General features: G+C 71.0%; 29 protein-coding genes. 25 read left to right on the top strand and 4 right to left on the bottom strand.

Annotated elements, in window-relative coordinates; genetic code table 11:
- Positions 1–44: 44 nt before the first annotated feature.
- From ACIOFR_RS25965 to ACIOFR_RS25955, 3 genes are all read right to left on the bottom strand, one after another.
- Positions 45–191, bottom strand: coding sequence for a hypothetical protein (locus ACIOFR_RS25965; protein WP_401001328.1), 147 nt, complete (start codon positions 189–191; stop codon positions 45–47).
- Between the two features lie 233 nt (positions 192–424).
- A complete protein-coding gene (locus ACIOFR_RS25960; protein WP_401001326.1) occupies positions 425–739 on the bottom strand; it encodes a DUF397 domain-containing protein in 315 nt (104 codons plus the stop codon).
- Positions 736–1,593, bottom strand: coding sequence for a helix-turn-helix domain-containing protein (locus ACIOFR_RS25955; protein ID WP_371500275.1), 858 nt, complete (start codon positions 1,591–1,593; stop codon positions 736–738). The genes ACIOFR_RS25960 and ACIOFR_RS25955 overlap by 4 nt, the downstream gene beginning before the upstream one ends.
- Before the next feature lie 128 nt (positions 1,594–1,721).
- Here ACIOFR_RS25955 and ACIOFR_RS25950 point away from each other — a divergent pair, with 128 nt between their 5' ends.
- Genes ACIOFR_RS25950 through ACIOFR_RS25915 form a run of 8 tightly spaced genes read left to right on the top strand, consistent with a single transcriptional unit; the run spans position 1,722 to position 8,044 of the window.
- A complete protein-coding gene (locus ACIOFR_RS25950) occupies positions 1,722–1,844 on the top strand; it encodes a hypothetical protein (protein ID WP_401001324.1) in 123 nt (40 codons plus the stop codon).
- Positions 1,845–1,901: 57 nt separating this feature from the next.
- Positions 1,902–3,119 carry a cytochrome P450 gene (locus ACIOFR_RS25945; protein ID WP_401001322.1) on the top strand — a complete coding sequence of 406 codons (1,218 nt, stop codon included), beginning with the start codon at positions 1,902–1,904 and terminating at the stop codon, positions 3,117–3,119.
- Positions 3,116–3,616 (top strand): dCTP deaminase domain-containing protein, encoded by a 501-nt coding sequence (locus ACIOFR_RS25940; RefSeq protein ID WP_401001320.1) that lies wholly within the window; start codon positions 3,116–3,118, stop codon positions 3,614–3,616. Before ACIOFR_RS25945 ends, ACIOFR_RS25940 begins: the two co-directional genes overlap by 4 nt.
- The gene (locus ACIOFR_RS25935; protein ID WP_401001318.1) at positions 3,613–4,149 is read left to right on the top strand and encodes a dCTP deaminase domain-containing protein; all 537 of its coding nucleotides are present in this window, start codon (positions 3,613–3,615) and stop codon (positions 4,147–4,149) included. The genes ACIOFR_RS25940 and ACIOFR_RS25935 overlap by 4 nt, the downstream gene beginning before the upstream one ends.
- Complete coding sequence (locus ACIOFR_RS25930; protein WP_401001316.1) at positions 4,142–4,804, top strand: hypothetical protein; 663 nt, start codon at positions 4,142–4,144, stop codon at positions 4,802–4,804. Before ACIOFR_RS25935 ends, ACIOFR_RS25930 begins: the two co-directional genes overlap by 8 nt.
- Positions 4,801–6,582: an amino acid--tRNA ligase-related protein gene (locus tag ACIOFR_RS25925; protein ID WP_401001314.1), complete on the top strand. Its 1,782-nt coding sequence runs from the start codon at positions 4,801–4,803 to the stop codon at positions 6,580–6,582. The genes ACIOFR_RS25930 and ACIOFR_RS25925 overlap by 4 nt, the downstream gene beginning before the upstream one ends.
- A gap of 34 nt (positions 6,583–6,616) precedes the next feature.
- Complete coding sequence (locus ACIOFR_RS25920; RefSeq protein ID WP_401001313.1) at positions 6,617–7,468, top strand: class I SAM-dependent methyltransferase; 852 nt, start codon at positions 6,617–6,619, stop codon at positions 7,466–7,468.
- 30 nt (positions 7,469–7,498) lie between these two features.
- Entirely contained in the window at positions 7,499–8,044 is a 546-nt protein-coding gene (locus ACIOFR_RS25915; RefSeq protein ID WP_401001311.1) for an AAA family ATPase, read from the top strand.
- 49 nt (positions 8,045–8,093) lie between these two features.
- Here ACIOFR_RS25915 and lysS read toward each other — a convergent pair whose 3' ends face one another.
- The gene (gene lysS, locus ACIOFR_RS25910) at positions 8,094–9,758 is read right to left on the bottom strand and encodes a lysine--tRNA ligase (RefSeq protein WP_401001310.1); all 1,665 of its coding nucleotides are present in this window, start codon (positions 9,756–9,758) and stop codon (positions 8,094–8,096) included.
- Positions 9,759–10,433: 675 nt separating this feature from the next.
- Here lysS and ACIOFR_RS25905 point away from each other — a divergent pair.
- The 17 genes from ACIOFR_RS25905 to ACIOFR_RS25825 all read left to right on the top strand — a co-directional run bounded on the left by ACIOFR_RS25905 (position 10,434) and on the right by ACIOFR_RS25825 (position 26,395).
- Positions 10,434–11,042 (top strand): hypothetical protein, encoded by a 609-nt coding sequence (locus ACIOFR_RS25905; protein WP_401001308.1) that lies wholly within the window; start codon positions 10,434–10,436, stop codon positions 11,040–11,042.
- Positions 11,042–11,383: a hypothetical protein gene (locus ACIOFR_RS25900; RefSeq protein ID WP_401001306.1), complete on the top strand. Its 342-nt coding sequence runs from the start codon at positions 11,042–11,044 to the stop codon at positions 11,381–11,383. Before ACIOFR_RS25905 ends, ACIOFR_RS25900 begins: the two co-directional genes overlap by 1 nt.
- On the top strand, positions 11,383–11,853 hold the full coding sequence (locus tag ACIOFR_RS25895; RefSeq protein ID WP_401001304.1) for a hypothetical protein: 471 nt from the start codon (positions 11,383–11,385) through the stop codon (positions 11,851–11,853). Before ACIOFR_RS25900 ends, ACIOFR_RS25895 begins: the two co-directional genes overlap by 1 nt.
- Positions 11,854–11,974: 121 nt before the next feature.
- The gene (locus ACIOFR_RS25890) at positions 11,975–12,226 is read left to right on the top strand and encodes a hypothetical protein (protein ID WP_401001303.1); all 252 of its coding nucleotides are present in this window, start codon (positions 11,975–11,977) and stop codon (positions 12,224–12,226) included.
- Positions 12,219–12,647 carry a hypothetical protein gene (locus tag ACIOFR_RS25885; RefSeq protein ID WP_401001302.1) on the top strand — a complete coding sequence of 143 codons (429 nt, stop codon included), beginning with the start codon at positions 12,219–12,221 and terminating at the stop codon, positions 12,645–12,647. Before ACIOFR_RS25890 ends, ACIOFR_RS25885 begins: the two co-directional genes overlap by 8 nt.
- A gap of 155 nt (positions 12,648–12,802) precedes the next feature.
- Positions 12,803–13,369, top strand: coding sequence for a hypothetical protein (locus ACIOFR_RS25880; protein ID WP_401001300.1), 567 nt, complete (start codon positions 12,803–12,805; stop codon positions 13,367–13,369).
- A gap of 222 nt (positions 13,370–13,591) precedes the next feature.
- Entirely contained in the window at positions 13,592–13,966 is a 375-nt protein-coding gene (locus ACIOFR_RS25875; RefSeq protein WP_401001299.1) for a hypothetical protein, read from the top strand.
- 175 nt (positions 13,967–14,141) lie between these two features.
- The gene (locus ACIOFR_RS25870) at positions 14,142–14,735 is read left to right on the top strand and encodes a hypothetical protein (RefSeq protein WP_401001297.1); all 594 of its coding nucleotides are present in this window, start codon (positions 14,142–14,144) and stop codon (positions 14,733–14,735) included.
- A 5-nt stretch (positions 14,736–14,740) separates the two neighbouring features.
- A complete protein-coding gene (locus tag ACIOFR_RS25865) occupies positions 14,741–15,010 on the top strand; it encodes a hypothetical protein (protein ID WP_401001296.1) in 270 nt (89 codons plus the stop codon).
- Positions 15,000–18,704, top strand: coding sequence for a hypothetical protein (locus ACIOFR_RS25860; RefSeq protein ID WP_401001295.1), 3,705 nt, complete (start codon positions 15,000–15,002; stop codon positions 18,702–18,704). The genes ACIOFR_RS25865 and ACIOFR_RS25860 overlap by 11 nt, the downstream gene beginning before the upstream one ends.
- Positions 18,704–19,537 (top strand): hypothetical protein, encoded by an 834-nt coding sequence (locus tag ACIOFR_RS25855; RefSeq protein WP_401001294.1) that lies wholly within the window; start codon positions 18,704–18,706, stop codon positions 19,535–19,537. Before ACIOFR_RS25860 ends, ACIOFR_RS25855 begins: the two co-directional genes overlap by 1 nt.
- A gap of 16 nt (positions 19,538–19,553) precedes the next feature.
- Entirely contained in the window at positions 19,554–22,994 is a 3,441-nt protein-coding gene (locus tag ACIOFR_RS25850; RefSeq protein ID WP_401001293.1) for a hypothetical protein, read from the top strand.
- A gap of 17 nt (positions 22,995–23,011) precedes the next feature.
- Entirely contained in the window at positions 23,012–23,707 is a 696-nt protein-coding gene (locus tag ACIOFR_RS25845; protein ID WP_401001292.1) for a hypothetical protein, read from the top strand.
- Between the two features lie 185 nt (positions 23,708–23,892).
- Positions 23,893–24,114: a hypothetical protein gene (locus ACIOFR_RS25840; protein ID WP_401001291.1), complete on the top strand. Its 222-nt coding sequence runs from the start codon at positions 23,893–23,895 to the stop codon at positions 24,112–24,114.
- Between the two features lie 130 nt (positions 24,115–24,244).
- Positions 24,245–24,385 (top strand): hypothetical protein, encoded by a 141-nt coding sequence (locus ACIOFR_RS25835; RefSeq protein ID WP_401001290.1) that lies wholly within the window; start codon positions 24,245–24,247, stop codon positions 24,383–24,385.
- 134 nt (positions 24,386–24,519) lie between these two features.
- Positions 24,520–24,834 (top strand): hypothetical protein, encoded by a 315-nt coding sequence (locus ACIOFR_RS25830; RefSeq protein WP_401001288.1) that lies wholly within the window; start codon positions 24,520–24,522, stop codon positions 24,832–24,834.
- A 304-nt stretch (positions 24,835–25,138) separates the two neighbouring features.
- On the top strand, positions 25,139–26,395 hold the full coding sequence (locus ACIOFR_RS25825; protein ID WP_401001287.1) for a recombinase RecT: 1,257 nt from the start codon (positions 25,139–25,141) through the stop codon (positions 26,393–26,395).
- Positions 26,396–26,438: the final 43 nt, after the last annotated feature.

Below are 26,438 nucleotides of genomic sequence, written 5' to 3'. Positions count from 1 at the left end.
GCGGGCCCGACAACAACGCTGTTACGGTCCCCAGCATGGCGCTCTCAGCAACCAGTGGACGGGATGTGGACCTTCGTATCGAAGTCGGGTGCTGCAGCCGGCTGTCGGCGGTCGATGGCGACGGCGGCGTTATTGATGAGGACGTCGAGGTGGCCCAGCGGTGCCGCCACGTCGGTGACGGCGCGGGCCACGCTCGCGGGGGTCGGTGACGTCCAGGACGTGGGAGTAAACGACCAGCCCCCTACGACTGAGGGCGGCCTGGGTGTCGCAGCCGACCAGGGTGTCGCATACCCCTATGACGACCTGCATCCCCTGTTCGGCGAGGCGGGTGGCGATGGCGAGGCCGAGGCCGCGGTTGCCGCCGGAGACGAGTGCGACACTGTGGTCCGAGAATGTCATGCGGCCATGTCGCGAAGCGGGTAGGTCAGCGGCGGCGGAGCTTGCCCGCCGCGAGGCCGTCGACAAAGTCCTCATATTCACCCTCAGTGAAGAGGAGCGGGTGCTGGTCGGGATTCAGGGAATCCCGCATCCCGACCAGCCCACGGGCCAGGAACGCGATCTCGACGCAGTTGGTGCCGCCACTGCTGGCCGTTTGCCATTCCGCTTGGTCGTATTGCGCTTGGACCCACGTCGGATCCAGTGAGTTCTTCTCGTCGGCGGTGACGATGCCCTCCGGGCCCCAGTAGGCGGTGGTGGCCTGCTGGACGGGCGGGGCCTGCTTGAGGTTGGCGTGGGTCACGAGAGGTCCTTGGCGATTCTGGAGAGCAGTGCCAGCGAGTCCGCTGGGGACAGGGCGTCTGTCTTGAGGTGGTCGCTGGTGGTGCGGTAGGCGGTGACGGTTTCGGGGTCGTGGAGGTGGAGCGCGGCGCGCATGCCTTCGATGGTGACGGTGTCGCGGCCTGTCGGGAAGGACATCGCCATGAAGGGGCCGTCCATGCCCGCGTGCGCGCCATGAGAGAGCGGGATGACCTGGATGACGATGTTCCGGTGCGTGCGCGCCAGGTTGATGAGGTGTTCGACCTGGGCGCGGGCAGTCTGTCGGCCGCCGACTTCCTGACGCAGTTGCGCCTCGGTGAGCACAGCCCAGATCGGGAGGGCGGGCTGGCGGTCGAGAGCCTCCAGACGCATGTTGCGGCGGGTGGTGATGAAGCGTCCGATGTCCTCCTCGCTCTTCCAGGCCCGGCTCGCGATGATGACGGCGCGCTCGTAGTCGTCGCACTGCAAGAGGCCGTGGACGACAACGGGATACCAGATGAAGAGGGCGCAGGCGAGCTCCAGGCTGGCGAGGTAGTCGCCGAGCGGATCGTCGACGACTCCGGGGTAGCGCTGGTGCCAGTCGCGTTTGCGTGCGTTGCGGACCATGTCGCGCCAGGCTTCCTGAACTTCTGGGTCGTCGATCTGCAGGACCTGGAAGAAGTGCGGGAGCTGCTGGAGTTTGATGCCCTGCGTGCCGTTCTCGATCTTGGAGATGGTCGAAGCGGAGCCGTACCCGAGGGCCTCGGCGGCCTGTTCCACCGACCAACCGACGCGGAGGCGGGCCTGCCTGACCTCGCTGCCAATGCGGCGGCGGCGCGGTGTGGGTTCAACGGCCATGCTTGGACACCTCCCTCGTTGGGGAAAGGCTAGCGCTTGGGCTAGTTGATGCATATGCCTGACTCGCGAAAGGGACACTGTTTCCCTTTCGACGGTCTTGCCCTTGGGCTGACGTAGCGTCATCATCGTTGAGCAGTCCGGAGTTTGTCCTCATCTCCTTCGCGCTGGGCACCTCCTTCGGATCGCTGGCCTGCATGCTCTCGCGGGCCACGCTGTGCGCTCGTTGGCCCGTCCCCGTCCAGCTGCTGTGACTTGCAGGCCGGCGGGGTGCTCACTGCCAGACGCCACCTGGAACCCGGAAGGTACGTATGGACCAGCAAACCGTCTTAGCCTCGCTGAATACTGGTGCGGACCGAGAGGACGCCCTGGCCGCGCTCGCCCGAGGACCGAGGGCCGTCGACTGCCCCGACCTCGGTAGCGGGCGCCTCGTCTTCACCCGCTACCGGGAGGTGCGCCACCTGCTGCGGGCGTCGGGGTTCACCTGCGCGCCCACGGCGAGGGGAATGCTCGACGAGCTTCCGCCCGAACTGCGCTCCCTCGTCGGCCCGGTCACCTCCTGGGTGCTGTACGCCGACGCCCCGCAGCATCCGCGTATCCGGACGTTGCTGTCCAAGGCCTTCGCACCGCGCCGGATAGCTGCCCTGGAGAGGCACATTGCAGATGCGGCGGACGAGTTGGTCAAGCGGTTCATCGGGTCCGGAGGCGGTGACGCAGTCAGTGGACTGGCCGAGCCGCTGCCGGTCGACACCATCAGCACGCTGCTCGGCATCCCCGTCGCGGACCGCGCCACGGTCAAGGCATGGTCGGACGACGTCATCCTCCTGACCGAGCCCGCGCTCACCGGCGACCAGGAGCAGCAGCTCGCCCGTGCTTGGACCCAGCTGGCGTCCTACTTCGGTGACCTCATCGAGCAGCGGAGCGCCCGGGCCGGCGACGACATCGTCTCGGCGCTCGTCGATGTCGAGGCCCAGGGCGACAGCCTTACCCGTATCGAGGCGGTGTCGAATCTCATCGCCCTGCTCGTCGGCGGTCACGAAACGACCGGTGGGCTGATCTCGGCCCTGCTACTCGCCGCCGCCGAACACCCCGAGCACTGGGACCGGGTCCTTGCCGACGACGCCTTCGCGGCCGGGTTCGTCGAGGAGGTACTGCGCCTGTACGGGCCGGCGATGATCACGGCCAGGACCGCCGCTGCGGACTGCGATGTCTTTGGCATCCCGATTAGGGCGGGGCGGCGGCTCGTCCTGTTGCAGTCCTCGGCGAACCGCGACCCCGATATCTTCGAGGAGCCGGAGGAGTTCCGGCCCGACCGCAGTCCTAACCCGCACGTTGCCTTCGGACACGGACCGCACGCCTGCTTCGGCGCTGCATTGGCCCGGATGGAGGCCACCGCGATGCTGCGGGCCTTCGTCCGCCGGGCGGACCAGCTGCGGATCCAGGTCGACCAGGTCGCGTGGAAGCCCTCCCAGGTCATCCGCTCGGCATCCCTTCTGCCTACGGCCGTGGTCTCCGGGAGCACGAGGTGATCCTCACCGGCCCCGCGATCAGGCAGGAGGTCGCGGCCGGACGCATCACCTTCGCCCCACTCGCCGACTGCGCCGTGAACCCGAACAGCTGCAACTATCACCTGGGCACCGAACTCAGGGTCTACAACGAGCGGACCAAGCGCTGGAGCGCAGTGGAGATGACCTCGGACGGCTATCTCCTGCGCCCACGCCGGATGTACCTGGGTCACACTGCCGAGGTCATCGGCAGCCGCGAGTTTGCGATGCGCCTGATCGGGTGCAGCTCCAACGGCCGCCGCGGGCTGTTCCTGCAACTGTCCGCAGACCTCGGGCACACCACCTCGCAGCACCGCTGGACGCTGGAGATCGTCGCGGCCAAGCCGACGTGGATCTTCCCCGGCATGGTCGCCGGCCAGGTGTCCTTCTGGCACAACGCCGGCCCCGTCCAACCGACTCCGGCGCTGTACGCGGGGTTCAGCCACCCCTGTGAATCGCAGATGATCGGAGCCCCCGCGTGATCCTCACCGGACCGGAGATCGCCCGCCAGGTCGAGCAGGGACGCATCACCATGGACCCCTTCGACCCGGCCCGCTGCACCACCAACTCCTACGATCTCGCCCTCGGACACCGGCTGCTGGTCTACCTCGACGATGTCCTCGACCCCCGCCTGCCGTCCGCGCACGAGACCCGCGAGATCCCCGCCGCCGGCTACCTCCTCGAGGCCGGTGACTTCGTGCTCGCCGAAACCGCCGAGCGGCTCGGCAGTGACCATTACGTGCCGCTGATCCACGCCAAGTCCGGGTTCGCTCGCCTGGGCGCCTTCGCCCACGTGACCGCGGACCTGATTGACCTCGGGTTCCACGGCCGCTCCACACTCCAGCTGTACGCGACGCTGCCTGTCACGATCTTCCCGGGCATGCTCGTCGCGCAGGCCACCTTCTGGGTGCCGTACGGAGAGATCGAGCTCTACACGGGCAAGTACCAGGGCGCGGACGGTCCGTTGCCCTCGCGCAGCCACCTCGACCCGTGGGCGGCGGCAGCCCGTGACTGACATCCCGGCGGGAGCATTCACATCCCTTCAACAGGACTCGGCCTGCCTGTTCGCGCCCCGCGCCCGCCTGGAAGCCGCACCGGTCTTCGACGGCACCGACGCCCTCACCGCCGGTCGGGCCGCCGCACCCGCCCTTGTCGACTTCGCCTGGCGCGCCCAAGCCGAAGAACTCGACGGTCTGGTCCTCGAACTCACCTACCGCCCGCTCGGCGCGGACCTCGACACGCTGGCTGTCACAGTCCGCCAAGTGATCTCCGGGCTCCTCGACGCCATCGGCACCGATCCCGGCACGGCCCTGCGCGAGGCCGGAACCCCCGGCTGGTGGCTCACCCTCGCCGGCACCCGCTGGTTCGTCCTCGTCTTCGCCCCCTGCTACCCCTCCACCTCACCCCGCTCCACCCACGGCCTGACCTCTACCTTCCTCCTCTTGCAGCCCGTCCATTCCTTCGACCGCCACGCCAGCCCCAAGGGCAGCGTCATCGCCCCGGCCGTCCGCCAGCGGATCCGCGATGCCCACACCGCCGCCGGATGCTCCTACGACCCTGCGCTCGCCCAACAGGACATCGAGGCACTGAAGTTCATCGCCCCCCTGCACCAGGACGACCCGCCCATCACCTGGTGGCAGCCCGGCCCGCTCTACCCGGAGACTGCATGAAGACGCACCCCGACCTCCACCAGCTCGCGGCCGACATGGCCACCACCCACGCCAGCACGGTCCCTGCTGTCTGGAACGCCCCCGCCGAACTCCTGTCCGCCGCACAGGCCCTGTTCACCCACCCTCCGGCTGACGGAGCCGACGAACTGCTCGCCGGAATTGCCCGCCTCCTCGGCCACGGACCTCACCCCGCCGTCACCCTCCACGCCACCCGCACTGACACTGCCATCCCCCCGCAAGCCCGGCCGACCCGGTCGACAGGCCCCCGCGAGGAGGACATCCTCCTTCACGCCCTCGCCGCCGCCGTAGCCCCCGGCAGCCCGCCCTGGCCCCACAGTCACGCAGACCCAGGCCTCCTCACTGCCGCGACCAGAGCACTCACCAGCCAGATCCCTTGCCGGACCGACGCACTTCGCGCCGCTGCCGTGCACTACCTCCTGCGGCAACTGCCCGACGCCGACGAACCCCTGCGCCGCACCCTTCTGCGCAGAACTGCCTGGCTCCTCGACCCCCGCACCGAGGACCCCACCCGGCTGCTGCTGCACCTCACCGGCGAGGACGACCCGCTCGCCCCCGCACCCGTCAGCCGGACACGCGCCTCCGAGCGGTGCAACCAAGCACTCCCCACGGCGGACTGGGCCGCCTGGCCGGCGCCGGACCATGTGCTGCGCCTGTCCGGCCGGGTGGCCGCCGTCCGCGCACACCGCCACCTCACCTTCGCCGACCTCGCATGGGACGGCCGCACCGCCCAGCTCGCCTTCGACCCCGACAAAGCCAGCACGCTCCAGCCCGGCGACCTCGTCGTGGTGCGCGGAACCTGCTCGGCCAGCCGGACCGGCGAGCCCACCCTTTTCGTCCGGCAACTGGAGCGCCACGAGCCCGGCGCCCCACCACCGTCACCCCACCCCGACCTCTCGCCCGCGCTGGCCCCCCTGCGGGCCCGGTTGGCCACGGACGGATTCCGCGAGGCGATCGGCCCCGTCCTCACCGACGCCTATTTCGGCGGAGCCGCACGGCCGTTCACCACCTGGGCCCACGCCACCGGGCGCCGCCAGTACCTGCGCGTCACCGCCGAACTCGACCTGCTCGCCGTCATCGCCGCCGGAACCAGCCGCTGCTACGAGATCGGCCCCAGTTTCCGCAACGAAGGACGCCGAGGCCAACCGGTCAGCGAGTTCGTGATGCTGGAGGCGTACGCCGCCGACCTCGACCTCGATCACGCGACCCGCTACCTCGCTGACCTCGTCGCCGGCATTCTCCACCTCCCCGGCCCCCTGCGGCACCGCACCTTCGACCACGCCTTCCAGGACATCACCGGCATCCACCCCGCCGACGCCCCCGCCATCCGGGCACTCGCCGACCCGCAGATCCCGTACACCGCCGCCCGCACCGACGACCCCGACCTCCTCGCCCGACGTCTGTGGCGCCACAGCGTCCGCCAGAACCTGCGCGGCCTCACCGCTATCACCCACATCCCCGGACCTGGCTCCCCGCTCATCGCCGGCACCGGCCGCACCGCCGAACGCGTGTGGCTGTACGTCGACGGACTAGAACTCGCCGAGATCGCCCGCAACGAACGCGACCCCGCCCGGCTCGCCGCCGCATTCCGCGCCCAGTTCACCACCGACCGCCACGCCGCCCACCGCACCTACCAGGGCGTGCTGGACGTGTTCGACAGCGGCCTGCCGCCGTGCGTCGGTCTCGGCATGTCCGTCAGCCGCCTCGCCGCCCTCGCCCAGGCCAGCATCCCCGGCCCCCGCCGAGCACCGGCCGCCTGACCACCAGCATTCCCCAGACCACCAAGAGGACGACATGACCACCACCACGGCCACCACCTGGCCCCTGCCCACCGTGCCCCGCACCGCCGCCGACGTGTGGGCCGCCAGCTACCCCGACTTCGTCGCCATGATCAACCAGACCAACGTCATGCCCGGCGCCCACGCCACCGTCAACACCTGGGCCCTGCACTCCCGCATCGACCGAGACAGCCACGTCCTGGACGTCGCCTGCACCACCGGATTCACCTCCCGGGAGCTGGCCCGCCTCACCGGCTGCACCGCCACCGGCTTCGACCTCAACCAGGACTCCGTCGCCCTCGCCAGCTACAACCACCGCACCCTCGACCCCGCCCTGCGCCTCACCTACTGCCAGGCCGACGGCACCACCTTCCAGCCCGACCGCACCTTCACCCACATCGCCGTCGGCGCCGCCCTCGGCTTCTTCCCCGACCCACCCGCCATCGCGAAGCGCCTGCTCGGCTTCCTCGACCACAGCGGCTACCTCCTCGCCGCGCCCTTCTGGGCCCCCGACCCCCTGCCCGAGCACGCCGCCGCCGTTCGCCGCGACGTCTTCGGCATCACCAGCCCCATGGAGACGCGCGAGCAGGCCCTCGCCCTATTCGCCGGCCTCGACGTCCTCCACCAGGCCGACCACCAGCTCACCCCCGAACCCGACGACGCCATCGAGCACTACTGCGCCTCCACCATCGACCGCGCCTGCGCCCAGGCTGGCATCCGCGACCCCGCCGTCCGCAACGCCATGACCGACCGCCTGCGCCATGTGAAGCAGGCCACCAACACCTTGCGCCACCACCAGCGGTACACGGTCCTGGTCCTGCGCTACGACTCCCGCACTTACCCCGCCCGCTATGTCGAGCAGTTCTGACCCCGCCCGCCCACAGTGAGGGGACACCGTGTGATCGTCTTCGTGAATGGGGCCTTCGGCGTCGGCAAGTCCACGACTGTCGGAGCCCTCGCCGCCCGACTGCCCCACGCTCTGGTCCTCGACCCCGAGAAGGTCGGACACATGCTCTGGGCCCAGCTCCCCCCAGACCTGCGCACCGAGGAGTTCGAGCTGGAGCCCGTCTGGCCGGTGCTGACCCACTGCCTGCTCGACCAAGCCGCTCGCTCCTACGATCGGCCGATCCTCGTGCCCATGACCATCGCCCGGCCCGCTGTCTTTGCCCAGATCGTCCAGCCCCTGCGCGACCAAGGCCACGAGGTGCGGCACTTCACGCTCCTGGCCGCACCTGCGACCATCCGGGGCCGCCTGCGCGAGCGCGGCGAAGGCCCCGACAAGTGGGGTCCTCTCAGCTGGGAGGGCAACCAGGTCGAACGCTGCCTCGAAAGCCTGCGCAGCCCGCTGTTCGCCACTCATCTCGACACCGAGCACCGCCCGGCCGATCAGGTCGCCGACGAGATCCTCGACCGCACCGGCCTGCAACCGCAGGCCGCACACTGAACAACGTGGCGGGGCGGAGCCGACCACGGCTCCGCCCCGCCGACACCCCTTACGCCACGGTCAGCAGCGACCTGATCCGGTCAGCCCCGAGCGCCAGAAGCAGCGTGGGAAGCCGCGGACCCGTGTCCCGGCCGACGAGGAGCTCGTACAACAGCACGAACAGCTCCCGCTGCGACGCCTTCAGCTCCGGCGATGCCGGAGCGTCCAACGGCAGGCCGGCCTGAAGCTTCGGGACGCCGTACACCAGTCCCGTCAGCCCTGGCAGCGACCAGTGCTCGTCCAGGCCGTCAAGCAGCAGCTTGATCGCCTCCCGTTGTGACGGTGACAGCTGCTCCAGCCGTTCGCGGTCTGCCTCGTTACGAACCTGGGTGCGCTCCTCGGCCGAGACATAGCCGTTCACCCAGGCCTGCGCCCGGTCTAGACGCGGCCGGGCATCGTCCAGTGAGGCCAATGGCTCGTCCCCGGCGAAGTCGCGCAGAATCCGCAGGGTTTGCTCTGGGTTCCCGGCGCTGATGTCAGCCACCGAGGCGAGCGTGCGGAACGGCAGCGCCCGCGGTGTGGACGGCAGCTGTCCGGCCGCCGTAGCTACGGAGCGCTCGCGTACGGCGACATCGAGCTCCGTGGCCTTGCCGGACTCCACCTTCCGCGCCAGCGCGTCCCACTCGTCGTAGAGCCGCAGGATCTCCTGGTCGAACGCCACCGTGATCGACTGCCGGGGCTGACGCCGCCCGTACAGCCACCGCATCACCGGCGCTTCCAGGATTCCCAAGGCCTCGGTCGGCGTGGGTGCCCCGCCGGCCGAGCCGGACATCTTCGACATCCCGCTGATGCCGACGAACGAATACCCGAGGTACGACGGCGGATGGCCGCTGAAAACCTCGCGCACAAGCTGGGATCCGACGGTGAACGAGCTACCCGGAGAGGAGTGGTCAACGCCGCCGGCCTCGAAGGTCACGCCCTCGAACGCCCAGCGCATCGGCCAGTCGACCTTCCACACCAGCTTCCCACCGTCCGCCTCCGCGAGGGCGAAGCCGTCCTGGTGACCGCACTCGCAGCGGTACCGGATCGCCGTGCTGGCCTCGTCGAAGGACTCGACCGTGGCCGTGTCACGGCCGCACACCGCGCAGTACGGCCGGTAGGGGTAGTAGCCGCCCCCGCCAGCCGCAACCTCGTCGGCCTCCTCCGCTTCATCCGGGGCGGTCTGCGTTGCCTTCTTCGTGCGGTATCGCCCGAGGACGGCGTCGATCTGTGCGCGGTGCCGCATCGCGTGCAGGATCTGCTCGCGGTACGCCCCGGAGGTGTACATCTGGGTTTGGCTGATCTCCTCCACTTCGACGCCCAGCTCCGCCAAGGCGGCGCGGAACGGGATCTTGAAGTGCTCCGCCCAGCTTTTGTGCTCGCCGCACGGGTCCGGGACTGAGGTGAGCGGCCGGCCGATGTGCTCGGCGAACGAGGCGGGCAGGCCAGCCGGTACCTTTCGCAGCCGGTCGTAGTCGTCCCACGACAGGATGTGCCGGCACTCCAGCCCGCGACGGCGCAGCTCGTCCGCAACGAAGTGCGGGACCATGATCTCCCGGAGGTTGCCCAGGTGGATCGGCCCGGACGGGCTGATACCCGATGCGCACACCAGCGGAGTCCCGTCACCACGGCGTTTGCCCTCGGCGATGACCTGGTCTGCCGCTGCGACCACCCAATCGCCCTGCTTCACGCCCATGTGCAAGATCCTCCAACTGACGGGTTTTCAGAGACTCCAAGGATATGGCCTGGCCTATCCGGCCTGAGCCAGATAGGCCACGCGTCAGCCACCGAATCTGTGGGCGTTCCCGAATGAGCCCAGCAGGGTGGATCACTCACACCACAGGAAGGCCGCGCTCGACGTCGCTGCCGTGGAAGGTTGCGCGGCTGGCCAGGGACACGGACTACGTGGCCAACCACTTAGCCGCCCTCCCGGGCATCGAAGTCGGGAGGCAGGCTTGGAGCGTGGACGGGCAGTGCCACGGCCCCTGCCTGCGGGGCACCGAACCGTGGCTGCCGGGCTGGCTGGCGCCCGGCACAGCATTCGACCCGGAGCCAGCGTCCATCGCTTCCCGAGAGTGGACCCGTGCTGACGGCGTGTCCACCTGGGCGGCCGTCCTTCGAAACCAGCCACCAGATGATCACCCGGGCGCTCCAGCTGCCCGCCCAGCCTTGGGGGTAAGGGGGTAGGAAGAACAAAGGAAGGATAAGGAAGGAAGGGGTTCCCCTCGGGAAACCCGTTGGGTTCCCGGTGGGGAACCTGGTGGGTTTCCCTGGGGGAACCCGCTGCGCTCCCGGCGGGACGCAAACACGCCCGCCTCCTACCGTCACCTCTCGTCGGTCCTATGCCAGGGGCCCTGAGGGAGGACACCCCATGACGGAGCTGATCGTCACGGAGGAGGACGTCGCCCGGCGTCTCGGCTATCCGGTGCCCGTCGCCGACGAGGTACGCCAGCGCATCGAGACCGCGATCGTGGACGCTCAGGACGCCCTCGTGGCCCATCTCGGGAGGTCGCTGCTCCCGGCCGAGTACACCGAGAACGGCGTGCACGCCGGCCCCGAGGGCTGGGTCCTGCACCACACCCCCGTGATCACGGTCCTGTCCGCAATCTCGGAGCCAAACTCTCCGCCCGGCCCCTTCGGCTTTGGCGCGCCCACCTACAACGTGCGGTACACGGCCGGCATCGACGCCCGCTCTGATCCGGAGACCGCCCCACTGCGCTTGTGGCTGCGTGCCACCGCCTGCCATCACCCGCTGCTGGCCGATGCGCCCGCCCGGCAGCGCCGCGTCTCCTCTGCCTCCGTAGAGGGCCAGTCGGTTACCTACGACACCGCCGCCGACCCGCCGTCCCTGCTTGCGCCCCCAGACGTCGCCACCACAGACCGGTGGCGCCTTCGCGGCCGCCGGATCTACCAGGCCCCGGTGCGGCCCTCACCACCGGGACTCACGGTCCCCGGCATTCCCGGCACGGGCGGCCTGTGATGGCGGTGCTGCTGGCTGACCGTCAGCTCGGCGTACGCACCCGCGGCACGCCCGTGCTCGACGCCTACGGAGACGAAGCGACCAGTCCACTCGGTGCGCTGCGCGGACCATGGCCCGGACGTGCCCAGCCGCATACCGACGGCACCTGGCTGCTGGCCCTGGATCCCCAAGTTGGGGCACTCCTGGTCGGCGACATCGTGGTGGAGTCGGCCACCGGCGCTGAGTGGACCGTGCTGACGGCCGACGAGCTGCACAGCACGGCAGACCCCACGCTCGCCTATGTGCGCGTGATGGCCCGGCCTCGCGCCGCCGGCGGAACCCGACCGGAAGGACATCCCTGATGGCCAGCCTCGAACTGCCCCCGGACATCGCTGATCGCCTGGCACCCCTGATGGCCCGGCACACCGAACGCCTGGCCGAGGAGGTAGCGGCCGAAGCCCGGCGACGGGCGCCGGCAGCGAAGACCTGGCACACCCGAGAGGATGGGAAGGCAAGGCCGAGCCACCAGGCCGCCGACGGGCAGACCCGGCCCTCCCCTGTGCCGTTCCGGGTTGGCGGCGCACTGCTTGCCGGACCCCGCGACCCGAACGGGCCCATCGAGGAGACAGCCGGTTGCCGGTGCACGAGCACCGAGGACCCGGCGGCCGTGGCCGCGACCATCATCGCAGGCAAGGCCGCCATTCGCGGCTCGCGCACCGAAGCCGAGGTCGTGTGCGACTTCCCGCACGCCGCCGACGCGGAGTTCGCGCAGGGCGAGGGAACGCATTTCATGAGCGGCGCCGCCGCGCAAGTCGCCACCCGCCACCGCTGATGCCACAGCGTGGGCCTGGGCACACCGGTCTGACCGCATCGGCGTCCGGCACAGCGGGACGGTAGCTGCTTGAGCTTGCTTTCCTTCGCCCGGTCACCCAACCCCGTTCGAAGGAGCCGTCATGGCCGACACAGACAGCGTCCGGATCGTCCTCGCCCACCACCTGACCCGGGAGGACGTCGACCTGGCGCCCGGCGACGAGATCGACGTGCCGCACCACGAGGCCAGGCAGCTTATTGCTGCCGGGTACGTGGTCGGCGTTGATCCGTCCGACCCGGTGGCCGTCGCCAAGGCCCTCGCGCCGGCGCCGGCTCGCAAGCAGCTCGCGGCGAAGCCGCGAGTGGACAAGGCTGAGGACAAGCCGGGTGCGTGATCTCGCCTCCCTCGACGCCGAACTGCTCGCGGTGGAATGGCTGTCGAACCACGAGGAGCTGACGGGCGTGCTGGGCAGCAAGGGGAGGGTCGGGGCGCGTAACGCCCCGCCCTACCCGCGTCTCCGGATCACCCAGGTCCCCGGCGGCTCCGTGCCCGGCTGGCGCTGGCTCGGCACGTTCCACCTCCAGGTGGAGGCCCTGGGTGATCTGGACCGCTCCACCGCCCGGCCTTCGCTGCGTCTGGCCTTCACCACGGCGGTGAAGGCACTGCACGAACTGGCAGCCCGGCCTGCGCTGCCAGGGCAGCCCGTGGTGACGGCCGTACAGGCCCTGTCCGCCGGCGGATGGCTGCCGGAGCCGACGGGGCAGGGCCGGTACGTCGGGGTGGTGGCCGTGACGGCTCACCCTGCGGCTGACTGAGCCGTCGGGGATTTCGCGAGTTGTGCGACAGCCCTATGCGCGTGCAGGCGCGGACTGATGCGTCGCTGGCCTCCTGGGGACGGCGCGACGCTACGGCCCGGTGGGGCCTACCGTCCGGCACGCCCCTACCGGTCCGCCCCGAGGAGAGATCGACCGTGCCTACGGAGAGCATGTTCGTCGCGCAGATGGCGCGGCTGTACCTGGCGGTGCCGGGTACCGTCGCGCCCGCCGATCCGATCGTGGCCATGCCGGCTGCGTGGAAGGACGTGGGCCTGTTCAAGCCCGGGTCGCTGGAGTGGAACACCGACCCAAAGTTTGAGGAGATCAAGTCCCACCAGCTGCGGTACGCGGCCCGCACCATCCAGACCGAGGACGCGGCCACCGCCAAGGTCGAGCTGCAGGAGTGGAACGCCACCAACATCGTCGCGGTGTACGGCGGCGGCGCGGTCACCAGCGTCACCGCGGGCGGGAAGACGTTCTACCGGTACACGCCGCCCGCCGTGGGCGGCCGCAACCAGTTCGCGGCGGTGATCGAGCTGATCGACGGGGCCAAGCGCTACCGGCGGATCGTGCCGCTCTGCGAGCAGGTGGCCTCGGTCAACCAGAAGTTCCCCAACGACGCAGAGTCCACGCTGCCGCTGGAGCTCAAGGTCATCGGCGGCGCCGTCGGCGACCCGTGGTATGACCTCACCGACGATCCGGGCTTCGCCCCGGCAGCCTGATCGCCTTCCTGGCAAAGAAGTTGGCGTTCTTGTCGCTGTGCCCATTAGCGGCCCATGCACCTACTGTGGTGCGTGCCGGCCAGGCCGTCCCTACCCCCCCGGGGGACGGCTCGGCCGCCTCCAGCGAAGCCCCGGTCCACCCCCCGGCCGGGGCTTCGCTGTGCCCACCGCCGGTCACCGGCGCAGAGGCTGGCCGGACCACAATAGGCATGGGGAGAAACCATGGAACTGCCCTACCCAGAAGGGACGTTCGTCCGCCTGGACGAGGAGGACGGGTACACCCGATTCGGCACGCCCGTGCAGCTCGCGCCCGGCTGGCACGGCATCCAGCAGCGCCCGGGCGGCCGAGTCGAGGCGATCGTGCCCGGGACCGCGTTGATCCGGCCCTGGTCCCGCAGGCGGGTGAGGGTCTTCTACACCGAGTCGTGCATGTGCGAGTGGGGCCCGTGCGGCCCCGGCTGGCGGTGGTCCTCGGAGACCGACGGGTGGGCCGGGAGGGACGAGTGGCGGGAACGGCTGTACACCACGCAGCCCGAAGCCCTGGCGGACGCGCTGAACTGGCTGCGCACCGAGTACGCGGCCTTGAAGCCCGCGTAGGCCACCGTCAGCGGCCGATCTACACCCAGGAGGGGGTCACGCCCGACGTGACCCCCTCCGCCGCGTTCCCGGGCCGCCTCGTCCCGCGCCCGGCCAGCGCCTCGGGGCGACGCTAACCCTGGCCCGCTCCTAGCGTCTGCGGCGATCACTCGCCCGACAGACCGAGGAGCCCTGAATGCCCGGGATCGATCTGGACGCCGCGCGCAAGCGCCGTCTGGCCGTCGCCGCCGACAAGGCGCGCGCCGCGAAGTCCGAGTACACCGTGGGGGAGGAGCCGATCATCCTTGGCGGTGCCCAGGTGGCGGTCCTGCCGGCCGAACTTCCCATGGAGGTGTGGCAGCCGCTGGTCGGCATCCCGTACCTGCCGCTGCTGCTGCGCAAGCTGGTGGAGGCCGCCCAGTCGAAGGGCGAGCAGCAGGCGGAGGCCGCCGGCCTGGTCGTGGACGTCCTCGGCGCCGAGCCTGGCCTTCCGTCCGACCTGATCGCCGCTGCGGGGGAGATGGGCCGACGGCTGCTCGGTGAGGACGGCTACGGCCGGCTGATGGCCGAGCGGCCCAGCCACTCCGACGTAATGGAGTTGGTGCGCTACGCCTGGTCGAAGTACATGGGTGGGGGTGCCGGCCTGGGGGAACTCATCGGGCCGTCCGAGACGCCTTCGAGCGCTGGGACGACCTCGAAGCCGATCTCCAGCGGTTCTACCACCTCGACGCCCGAGGCGTCTGGCGACGGCCCGGTGACCCTGGATTCCTCGGCACCCGCCGCCTCCTGACCCTGATGCGGGGACTTCCGGCGGAGGCGCTGCTGCGTCGTGACGCCGGCGAAGTCGGGTCCGACCGCTGGGGCCTGACACAGGAACTCCTCGCGCAGGCCGTCGAGCTGATTTCGGTGATGGCGGCGGAGCGCCGTCTGCGGCAGCCGGTCGAGCTGCCCCGCCCGGCCCATCTGCGGGCCGGCCACACGCAGGGACACGACGCGGACGGGATCGCCCGTGCGGTCGCTGTCCTGCGCGGCACTACCAGGAAGGCGCCCCGCGGTGGCGGATGAGATCGACTCCGGTCGCCTGGTCGTCCAGGTCGCCGCCGACTCCTCCGGGTTCGCGCAGGACGCGCGGGCCCGAGTGGATGCGGCGACCCGCAACCTGCGTGCGCGGGTGCGGCTGGAGCCTGACACCACGGGGCTGCGTCAGCGGGTTCAGGCCGCCGCCCAGGCCGTCCGCGCCCGGGTCAAGATCGCGGTCGATGCTGACACCTCGGGTCTGGCCGAGAAGATCCGCGTCGCGACCGCCCGAGGCGCCTACGTGCGGGTGGGTGTCGCGTTCGACACCGGTAACCTGCGCCGCCGCGTCGAGGTCGCGGCCGAGGCCGCCGCCGCCACGGTCAAGGTCGGCCTCGACGTCGACACCGCCGGGCTGCGCTCGCGCGTGCGGGCGGCTCTGGCGGGCCTGTCCGTCAACGTCCGGGTGGAGGTCGACACGACTGCCGCGTCCGCGCGCGTCGCGACATTCCGCACGATGGCGGGCCGCCCGCTGGACATCCCGGTCAACACCGGCGGAGGCGGCGCGGGCGGAGGCCTCGCTGAGGCAGCTGAGGGCCTGGGCTCCACCATCGCGGGGCTGATGCGCCTGCCCGCGATGGCGTCCGGTGCGCTCGCGCTCGGTCAGGCCCTCACCCAGGCCGCCGGCGGCCTCTTCGCCATGGGCTCGGCCGCCGCCCCCGCGGTCGGACTGCTCAGTGCGCTCCCCGGAGCGATGAGCGCCGCGGCCCAGGGCGCCGGCACCATCCTGGCCGCGTTCAGTGGCATCGGCGCCGCCGTGAAGGCCCTCGGGCAGGCGGACACCCAGTCCGCCGGGGCCTCCAGCGCCGCCGCGCAGGCCCGGCAGGCCGCAGCCGACCGCGTTGCGGACGCCCAGCGCCGCCTTGGTGCGGCGCAGCGCGACTCCGACGAACAAGCCCTGAGCGGAGCCGAGCAGGTCGCGCAGTCCCGCCGCCGCCTCGCGGACGTCCAGGAGCAGACCGCTGCCGCCGTGGCCGCCGCCGACCGCCAGCTGGCGGCCGCCGAGCTGACGGTCACTCGCGCCAACCAGGCGGCCACCCGCGCGCAGGAGGCGCTGAACGACGCCCGCCGCGATGCTCAGCGTTCCCTGGAGGACCTGAACCGGGATGCCGCTCGCGGTCCTCTGGAGGAGCAGAAGGCGCTCCTGTCCCTCGAACAGGCACGCTCGCGTCTCAACGAGGTCAACACCTCGCCATTCGCGTCCGAGACGGACCGGCGCGAGGCGCAGATCGCCTTCCAGGATGCCACCAACCAACTCGAGGACGTCCGGGTCCGCAATCAGCGGCTTGCCGAGGACGTCAAGAAGGCGAACCAGGAAGGCGTCGAGGGCAGCGACCAGGTCACTGCCGCCAAGCAGGAGCTGACCCGTGCCCAGGAAGCAGAGCAGGACGCCGTCCGGGGCGTCCAGGACGCGGAGCAGCAGGCAGCCCGCGCCCGCGTCGAGGCCGTCCGGGAAGTCCAGGACGCCCACACCGAGCTCGACCGCACTGTTCGCGACGCGGAGCGCCAGCAGAAACGTTCCGCCGAGCAGCTAGCGGACGCTCAGCGGGACGTCGCACGGGCCCTGCGAGACCAGGGTCAGGCGCTGGCCTCCAGCGGCACGGCGGCCAACGCGGCCGCTGCCGCGCTCGACAAGCTGTCCCCCGCCGGGCAGCGCTTCGCCCGCTTTCTCCAGGGCACCGTCCAGCCGGCTCTGCGGGAGCTTCGGGACACCGCCCAGGAAGCACTCCTGCCGCCCCTGGAGACAGCCGTCAGCCGCGGCATGCAGCTGCTGCCGATCTTCAACGGCGCGCTTGCACAGACCGGGCAGGTACTCGGGCAGGTCGCGATCCGGGGCGCGGAGATGGCCACCTCCGGGCCTTGGCGTGCGGACCTGGCTCAGATCGCCGCGACCAACACGCGGGTCATCGGGTCGCTTGCCACCGCCGGCCTGAGCGCGGCCGATGTCCTGCGCAACATCGCGGTCGCGGCTGGGCCGCTGGTGGAACGCCTGGCCGGCGCCGCCGAACGCGGAATGGCCGCCGCAGCCGCCTTCGTCCAGGCCGGCCGGGACGGCGGCCAGCTCGGCGAGTTCTTCCAGCGCGCCGGGGACACCGGCGCGCAGCTGTGGGGCATCCTGCGGGACATCGCGGTCGGTGTCTTCCACATCGGTCAGGCCGCCGCCCCCGCCGGCCAAGCCCTGCTCACCTCCCTGGCCAGCGCTGCCAGCAGCTTCCGCACGCTGACCGGCGAGGGAGAGACACAGGCCAAGCTCGCCGGGTACTTCGCCAACACCGTCCCCGTCGTCCAGGAGCTCGGCCGCCTGGTCGCGGCCGTCGGCGTCGCCTGGTTCAACTTCACGAACAACCCCAGCCTGGCGCCGCTGATCGCCCGGCTGCGCACCGAGTTCCTGCCCGCTGTCATGCAGCTCGCCGGGGCGCTCGGCAACGGCCAGCTGTGGGGCCAACTGCTCAGTCTGATCACGTCGGTGGCGAATATTGCGGCCGAGCTGGGTGGTCTGGGCAACACCCTGTCCGGGTTCCTGCTGGTCATGCAGGGCGTCGCGACTGTTGTCCAGGTGCTGCTGTCGATTCCTGGCATGGGCGCGTTCGTGTCCGCGCTGCTCACGATGGCCGGCGTCGCGGCCGGGATCATGGCCGTCTCGAACGCGATCGGCGCCGTCCGCGTCGCGATGCTCGTCCTGTCGGCGAACCCGGTGATGCTGATCGTCGCGGCGGTCGCGGCCCTGGTGCTGGCGTTCGTGACGGCCTACCAGAAGTCCGAGTGGTTCAGGAGCGTCGTCAACGGCGCCATCGGCGGCCTGGTCGACGGTATCCGTTTGGCGATCGACGGCCTGGTCGGCTTCGTGAAGTGGATCTGGCCCACCCTGTCGGGGATCTTCGCCACGCCGATCCGCTTTTGGGTGAACACCGTCTACGACGGCGGCATCCGCAGGCTGTGGAACTGGATCGCCGACTCCTTCGGCCTGGGCAAGCTGCCCAGCTTCACCGTCGGGTTCGCCCGAGGCGGTGTCGTGCCCGGGTACGCGCCCGGCCGCGACACCGTGCCCGCGATGCTCAGCCCCGGCGAGGGCGTCCTGATCCCGCAGGCCGTGCGGCAGCTCGGCGGAGAAGGCGGCATCACCGCCCTCAACGACGCCGCGCGCGCCGGACGCCTTCAGCAGGCCGGCGCCCCGACGCAGGGATTCGGCCTGGGCGGCATCGTCGACTCCGTCTCGGACCGGCTGCGCGGCTGGGCCTCCGGCGCCCTCGCCAAGGCCCTCAACCCGCTGCGCAGCTGGTTCAACTGGATGCCCGACAACGCCTGGGGCGACATGATGCGCGGCATGGTCAGCCGCGCCGTGGACGGCGTGCTGGCCTTCGTCCGTGGCTACGCCACCGGCGGCGTCGTCCCCGGCTACGCGCCCGGCCAGGACTCCACCCTGGCCCGGCTCAGCCCCGGCGAAGGCGTCCTCACCCCGCAGACGGTACGTGGCCTCGGCGGCACCTCGGCCGTCGGCGCCCTCAACGCCGCCCGCGGGCAGCTCGCCGACGGCGGCCAGGGCGACCGCATCGGCACTGTCATCTCGCCCGGCGCGATCGTGCAGTACATCACCAACCCGCTGCCGGAGACCCCGGGCGAGACCGTCAACAACCGGCTGCGGGCCCTCGCGAGCTTCGGCCTGTTCGACAAGGAGAGCGCCTGATGGCCCGGGAACGCTGGCTGGTGGACGGCTACGAACTCACCGACGGCCTCGTACGGGACGTGGAATACCGGTCCGGCCTGAACACGACACCCGCCGTCGTCGGCGCCAACGCCGCCGTGCCCAACCGGATCGGTGAGCTGTGGAGGCCCAAGCACCACGGCCCCGGCAAATTCACCCTCGCCCTGTGGCTGGCCCCGGCCGGAGGCGGCTGGCAGGCCGTCGAACAGGCCTGGGAGGACCTGTTGCGTGTCATCGCCCGGCCGCACCGGCTGCTGACCTTCGAGCGGTACACCGCGGCCGGGCAGCTCCGCCGTTGCCAGGGCGAGGTCCTGTCCGCCCTCGCGCCGACCCCGCTCGGCCAGAACGGCATGCGGGTCGGCGTGGAGGTCAACGTGCCCGCCGGCTACTGGGAGTCCGGCGACATCGCCTTCGAGGCCACCGCCCCCGGCTCCCCGCTGCCGCAAGACCTCGACCTTGATCCGTTCACGGACGCCACCGCGCCCATGGAGCAGCTCGCCTACCGCATCACCGGGCCGATCACCGCGCCCACCGTCACCGACACCAGCGACGGGCCCGGCCATTACGGCGACTCGTTCACCTACACCGGGCAGATCGCCGCCGGCCAGTCCCTCACCGTGGACTCCGCCACCTGGCAGCTGACCGGCACCGGCGGCCTCGTCCCCGACCCGGCGCGCCTGACCAACACCGGACCGGCATTCCTGCGCCTGGCCCCAGGCCGTCCCGGCATGCCGCCGAGCGTGCGCCTGACCGGCACGAACCCGGGAGCCGGCACCCAGCTGACCGTCACCGGCCGTCGCGCCTACCTGACCTGACACCGGAGCAACCACCGTGGCCATCCACCTGCGCGTCTACAGCCCGAGCGGGCCCCTGCTCGGGCTTCTGCCCTACCCGAGCGACCTGAAGGTCCAGTCCGAGCACAACGGGCCCGGAGCCCTCACCTTCTCCTACGCCCGCAACGCCCCCGGCGCCGCGCTCCTGGCCGGCGACGACCCGCGGATCGCGCTCGTCATCGACGGCACCGAACGGCCGGAGCGGTACCTCCTCGAGGACGACGGCGACGACCCGGCCGACGGAGGCGGCGAGGCGCGGCCCGTCCAGGTTGGCTGCCGAGGATCCCTCGCCCTGCTGGAGCGTGCCCTGATCTACCCCGTCGGGCACACCCCTGGCGCGCCGGTCATCGGCCTCGACCCGCACTTCCCGTTCGTCAACGCCAGCCCCGGCGCGATCCTCGCCACCCTGCTGCAGCGTGCCCAGGCCCGCGGCGCGCTGCCCGAGGTCACCTGGGACATCACCTCCGCCACCGACAGCGCCGGGCGGCCCTGGCCCACCACCTACACAGCCCAGTACGACGCTGGCGGCGACCTGCTCAAGACCGTGCAGGCCATCACCGGCGCCGGCTGGGCCGACGTACGGATGGAGGGCTACCGGCTGCGCGCCTACGTGCCCGACACCGTCTGCGCCACCGACCACCCCGGCATCGTGCTCTACCTGGGCCGGGACGTCCTCAAGGGCCCCCGGCAGCGTTCCCGCCGCACCGTCCGCTCCCACCTCCTGGCCGCCGGCGACGGAGGCGCCCTGGCCGAGGTCGTCGACGCCACCGCCGCCGCGCGCTTCGGCCGCCGCGAGGCGTTCGACGGGCGTGGCGGCATCACCGACGCCGCCACGCTTGCCGAGCTGGCCCGTGTCACCCTCGGCGGCATGACCTCGGCCGCCGAGGGCTTCACCATCGAACTCGACCCGGCCGCCACCCAGCACCGGCCGGGCATCGACTACCAGTCCGGCGATTACATCCGCTACGACCAGCGGCGCACCGACCCGGCCACGCTGGAGCCGCTGCGGGTGAGGACCATCGCCACCACCTACGACGAGGGCGGCCAGCCAACCAGCTCCCTCGAGCTGAACGACGTCTTCGTGGAGCAGCGCATCCGCATCCAGCGCCGCCTGGACGCGCTCACCAACGGCGCCGCCTCCGCCTCCCGCACCCCGCTGCCGCCGCTCGGCGATCGCAACGACACGGTGGCGCCCAAGGCGCCGGCTGCGGTGCTGGTCGGCTCGTGGGCCTACCTGGACTCCGAGGGCCAGCAGCAGGCGGCCCTGGCCGTGTCCTGGCCGAAGGTCACCGAGAACGCCGACGGCACCGTGTACGACGACGCCGGGAACTACTTCGTCTCGTACCTGCTGCCTGGCCTGCCCATCGGCGGCCAGGCCCCGCAGTGGTCGCCCGAGCAGGCCGTGAACGGCACCGTCGCGCACTACGACCAGCTGCCCGCCGGCCAGCGCGTTCGGGCCCGCGTGCGCACCGTCGACGCCTCCGGGAACTCCTCCGGCTGGCAGCTGTCCGAGGAGATCGTCCTCGCCACCGACACCACACCGCCGCCCATCCCGTCCAAGCCCGTCCTCGCCCGGCTGATCGGCGGCATCCGCGCCACCTGGGACGGGCGTGGCGCCCAGGGCGAGACGATGCCCGCCGACTTCGCGGCCCTCGAGGTCCACGCCTCCACCGCCGCCGGCTTCACCCCCACCGCCGAGACCGTGGTCGACCGGCTGACCGGCGCGGCCGCCGCACCAGTCACCGGCCTGAACTACGGCACCACCTACTACCTCAAGTTCCGGACTGTGGACCGGGCAGGCAACGCCTCCGCCTCGTCCGCCGAAGTCTCCGCGATCCCGGACATGGTGATCGGCTCCGACCTCGCCGACAAGATCCTCACCGCGGGCAAGTGGGCGGACGTCGAGCGCGCCAGCCTCCAGACCTCCTTCTTCACCGGCTTCGCCTCCGACGACCCGCGGTGGGTGAAGACCTCCGGCGACGCCGACGCCACGTGGAGCACCGCCGCCCGGCCGGACGCCCCCACCGGCGCCCGCGCCCTCGTCGCCTCCAAGGTGCTGCGCCTGGAGTGGTCCGAGAACCTGCTCCTCGACCCGGCGGTCCTGTACCGCATGTCCGTGCGCGTCCGGCAGACCGCCGGCACCGCCTGCAAGATCACCGCCGGCCTCACCGGGATCGCCGCCGACGGCCTCACCCGGATCAACACCGCCGGCACCAACGCGGTCGACCTGCCGTTCACCGTTGCCGCCAATGCCACGCCCCTCGCGCCCGGGAGCGGCTGGGTCACGCTCACCGGCTTCCTCAAGGGCTACGGCCCCGCCGCAGGACCCTTCTGGACCACCCAGCCCGACCCGCAGAAGCCCACCAGCCTCCACCCCAACGTGCGGTACGTCCGCCCCCACCTGCTGCTCAACGTGGACGGCGGCGCCGCCTCGGCCACCGAGATCGACATGCTCACGCTGGAGGCCCTGGAGTTCCCGCCCAACATCATCGGGGCCGTGCAGATCGCCGACGCCACGATCGTCGGCGCGAAGATCGCCCTCGCCACGATCCAGGACGCGAACATCGGCACCGTCTCGGCCAGCAAGCTGACGGTCGGACAGCTCAAAGCCGACGTCACGGTCTCCGCCCGCATCAAGACGGCCGAGAGCGGCGCGAGGGTGGAACTGAACTCCGGAGGCATCGGAGCCTGGAACGCCGACGGCGTCCAGACGGTCTCGATCGCGGCGACCAACGGGTCCGTGAAGATCGTGGGCGGGCTGTCGAGCGGCGTCGCCGGCCAGCGGATCGAGATCAACCCCGGCGGCGGCCTGCCGGAGATCCGCTTCTTCCCAACAGACGGCAGCAACTACGCCTTCATCAACGCCATCGGCGGCAACAACGGAGCCGCCTACATCGGCCTGAACTCCGGCACCTTCCCCGCCAACGGGCAGACAGCGGCATACCGCCTCTACCTCACCGAGTACGTCTCCGCGCTGGAGACCATCCGCACGGACAACCAGCTGCCCTGGGGCGGGGCGGTGCGGATGAACGCCACCGAGGGAGCGGCGCTTGCCTACGTCATGGAGGACAAGGTGCACAGCTACGTCACCGCCCAGACTTGGGGGCCCACCTTCGGCCGGCGCAACGATGACGGCTCCAGCAGCGAGATCTGGCTCGACAACGCCGCCCTCCAGTACAAGGGCACCTGGCCGAACTACTGGTACGCCGAGCCTGATCGAGGGCTGTTCACCGGCACCGTGCAGCAGAACAACTGGGCCGCCGTGTCACTCGCCTTCGGCCCGACCATGAACTCGGACATGGTGCCGATCGTGACCTTCCGGGACTCGCGGGCCCTCCGCAAGTGGCAGGTCACCGCGTCCTCCCGCACCGGCTTCACCGTCGGTCTCGAATCCGCCAGCCCAGACGGAAGCCTGGGCTTCTGGGCATTCCGCATCTGAGACAGGAAGTGACCCACATGCCCGAGCAGTACCGAGTCGTAGACGCGAGCGTCGTCCGGGTCGGCCCCACCGAGTGCTGGCAGGTGCGCCAGCAGCGGCCCGACGGCGGACACCACGTCACCGTCTTCCCGACCTCCTCGCTGGAGTGGCGGGCCGCCGAGTACGACATCGACCACACCACCGCCGCCGGCATCAACCAGATCCTCGACATCCTTCTGCACGAGCCATTCGTCCCGGACCCCATCGAGCACCGCGAGCGTGATCCGGCCGCCGCCAAGGGCTTCACCGCCCCCTCCACCCAGGCCCTGCACGGCCTGCAGGTCGGTGAGGAAGCACCGATCACCCTGCACAACGCCCCCGACCGGGCAACCGCCCGCGCCGCTCACCTCGAGCGCATCGCCCACACCAAGCGGACCCGCATCCACGTTGTCCCGTCCACCCCGACTGCGACCAAGCGCACCGCGGCCGCGCTGGCCCCGGACCCGCTGGACCTGATCCGAGCCAACCACGGCATCACCACCGCGGGCGTCGCCGCCAAGACCGCCCTCGTCGAGCAGGCACGCCAGCAACTCGGCGCCGCCGAGGGCCCTGTTCCGGCCGAGGCCTCCACGCCTCCGACCTTCCCTGCGACCTTCACCACCCCGATGTGGGACTCTGCCGTGCCCCAGCGCGATGACGCCCACCGGTGCGACAGCGGAGACGACACGGCATGAACGAGCGGCCCACCCCAGACCAACTCGACCACCTGCTCGGAACAGCAGACCGCCGCCGGCTCACCCCGGGCCGAGGCCGCCCTGCTACGCGCCGGTATCCGGCACCTGCGGGAGCAGGGCGCCCGCCGCGCCCACGAGCCCCAACCCACCGACCCACCCCGCCACGCCCAATGATCGGAGACACCATGCAGCAGCCCGCCACCCCGCCCGTCGCTGTCGAAGCGGACAAGTACATCTCCCGCCTTGGCGCTCAGATGGCCGAGGCCTGGGGCCAGACGCAGGCGGAACTTGCCCTCGCCCGGGAGGAGAACGCCGCGCGGGCCCTCCGCGAGAGCGAGCAGGCGCAGCGAATCGCCGAACTCGAGGCCACCATCGCCGAGCTTCAGGCCGCCTCGACGCGACCCTAACGGCCTCCCCGTCCTACCGTCCCCCGCTGTGGAACAGCCCCCGGACGACCAGCAGCCCCCAGCTGGCCGACGACCCCGACGGAGGACCAGATGGCGCCAGATCACCGGGCTGACGACACTGCGGGACGCGGTGCTGTTTCTGCTCGGCATGGCAGTGATCGTCCGGGAGGTGTGGACCCCTCCAGCGGACCCGAGCGTGATCGTCACCGGCCTGACCCTGGCCGGCCTGCCGGCCGCGCTGTCAAGAGACGAACGGCCACCCCGCGAGTAGTCACACCGGCCAGCATCCTCGCCCGCTACCGGTTCACCAGCCGCTACCTGGCCGGCGCCGTCGCCACCCTGATCGCCAGCTGGCCGCTATGAGCGCCAAACCCGACCCGCACACCACCAGCACCCGGGAGAGAGATGACCGTGAACCTGATCAACGACACCGAAGCGTGGGGCCTGCTGCTCGGCGCCACGACGCCGTGGGCCACCGCCCTCATCCAGCAGCCGCACTGGACCAAGCCGGTGCGCGCCGTCGTCGGCGCCGCAACCTCCGGCATCGTCGGAATCATCACCGTCCTGGCCCGCGGTGACATCGCGCACGCCCAGACCGCCCTGACCACCGTGGCCCTGGCCATCGTGGCGTCCAAGACGTTCTACGACGGCCTGTGGCAGCACGCCGGCGCCGGTGCGCTGGAGCGGGCGACCGCCCCGGATCGCCGCTCCGGTTGGTGATCAGCCTTCGGCTGGCGCCGGCCGTACCCTAGAGTGAAGATGTGGCCGCCGAGCCAACCGACCTCGTGCTCTGGCAACCAACCCTTCGGGGCTGTCTCCTATCAAGGGGAGCGCGAGGAACCGGGCGGGATTCGCACCCCGCAGGCTCGGCGGCCACTCTTCCTAATCTCCAGTCTCTGCAGCTGATTTGGCCACGTGGTGGGTGTTCCCACGGGCGTCCCCGGAGCGGGAGGGTAGACGCAGGCAGCCACACCGGGGCCTGCGAACCCCGGTGCCGCCACGGAGATAAGGAAGGCACCTCACGGTGACAACTACCAAGCAGGACAAGCCTGCTGCCGCCCGGCAAGATGCGCCGGCCGCGCCCGAGCCGATCACGCCGCTGACCGACAACCGCGCCGAGATGGCGATCCAGACCGCCGACCAGGTCCTGGAGATCACTTCCGACCAGCGGTTCTGGACCAAGGCGCAGCGATCGGCCCTCGCCTCGATCGGACTCGCGAACGCACCTACCCACGAGCAGGTCGCGTTCTTCCATATCTGCAAGAGCACGGGCCTGGACCCGTTCCGCCGCGAGATCTACTACATCGGGCGCACGCGCAAGGTGTACAACAAGCCCGACGAGCTGATCTACACCGCCCAGACCGGCATCGACGGGTTCCGGCACATCGGCCAGCGCACCAAGCGCTTCATCCGCCGCCAGGGTCCGTTCTGGACCGGCCCCGAGGACGACCCGAAGTGGTGGGTTGAGGGCGAGGACGGCATCAACCGCCGCCGGTGGGTCGACGTCTGGCTCGGTGAAGAGCACCCGGCCGCCGCCATGTGTCGCATCGAGCACTACAGCATCGCGGGCGACCGGACGGTCTCTCAGGCTGTTGCCCTGTTCAAGGAGTTCGCCGTCACCAAGGACGAGTGGACCAATGACGCGTTCGGCGAGGGGCGGAGAACCGGTAACAAGATCCTCTCCGGGCTCTGGCCGGGGATGGGCACCCATATGATCGGCAAGGTGGCCGAGGCCCAGGCGTGGCGGGTCGCGTTCCCCCGCGAGCTGACCGGCATCTACGAACACGACGAGATGGGCCGAGCCGACGCCGAGCAGCGAGAGCTTGCCCGCGAAGAAGGCGCAGCGCGCCGACGCGCTGCCCGCGCGGAGGTGTCCCAGCCAGGCCCGGTGGTCATCCGAGGCACCGTCGTGGAGAGCGCAACAGCGGACAGCGACCCCGAAGCCGGCCCGGACAGCGATCAGCCGAGTCAGTCGCAAGACGACACGGCCGGGTCGCCGACGCTTGATGAGCTTCGCGCGGAGGTGCGTGCCTACGCGGCCGTCCTCGGCAGGAACGTCACCCAGGTCACCCGGCGCTGGCGCGAATCCAACGGGAAGAACACCACCGAAGCCACACCCGAAGAACTGAGCCAGCTCCTCGACGGGCTTCGAGACCACGCCGTCGCCGCGCTTCGCGAACACAACGAGGACGCCGCGCAGTACCTCGCCGACGGCGGCATGCTCGTTCGCCAGAACCCCGACCACCGCGCATGGGGTCGCCGCGCCGCCGATCAGGACTGAGCGCCACCACCTACCCGCAGGCCGACCAGTCGCCCTCGCGCGG

The sequence above is a fragment of the Kitasatospora sp. NPDC088346 genome, assembly GCF_044740765.1.
GTDB lineage: Bacteria > Actinomycetota > Actinomycetes > Streptomycetales > Streptomycetaceae > Kitasatospora.
This window is presented reverse-complemented; position numbering and strand designations above follow the sequence as displayed.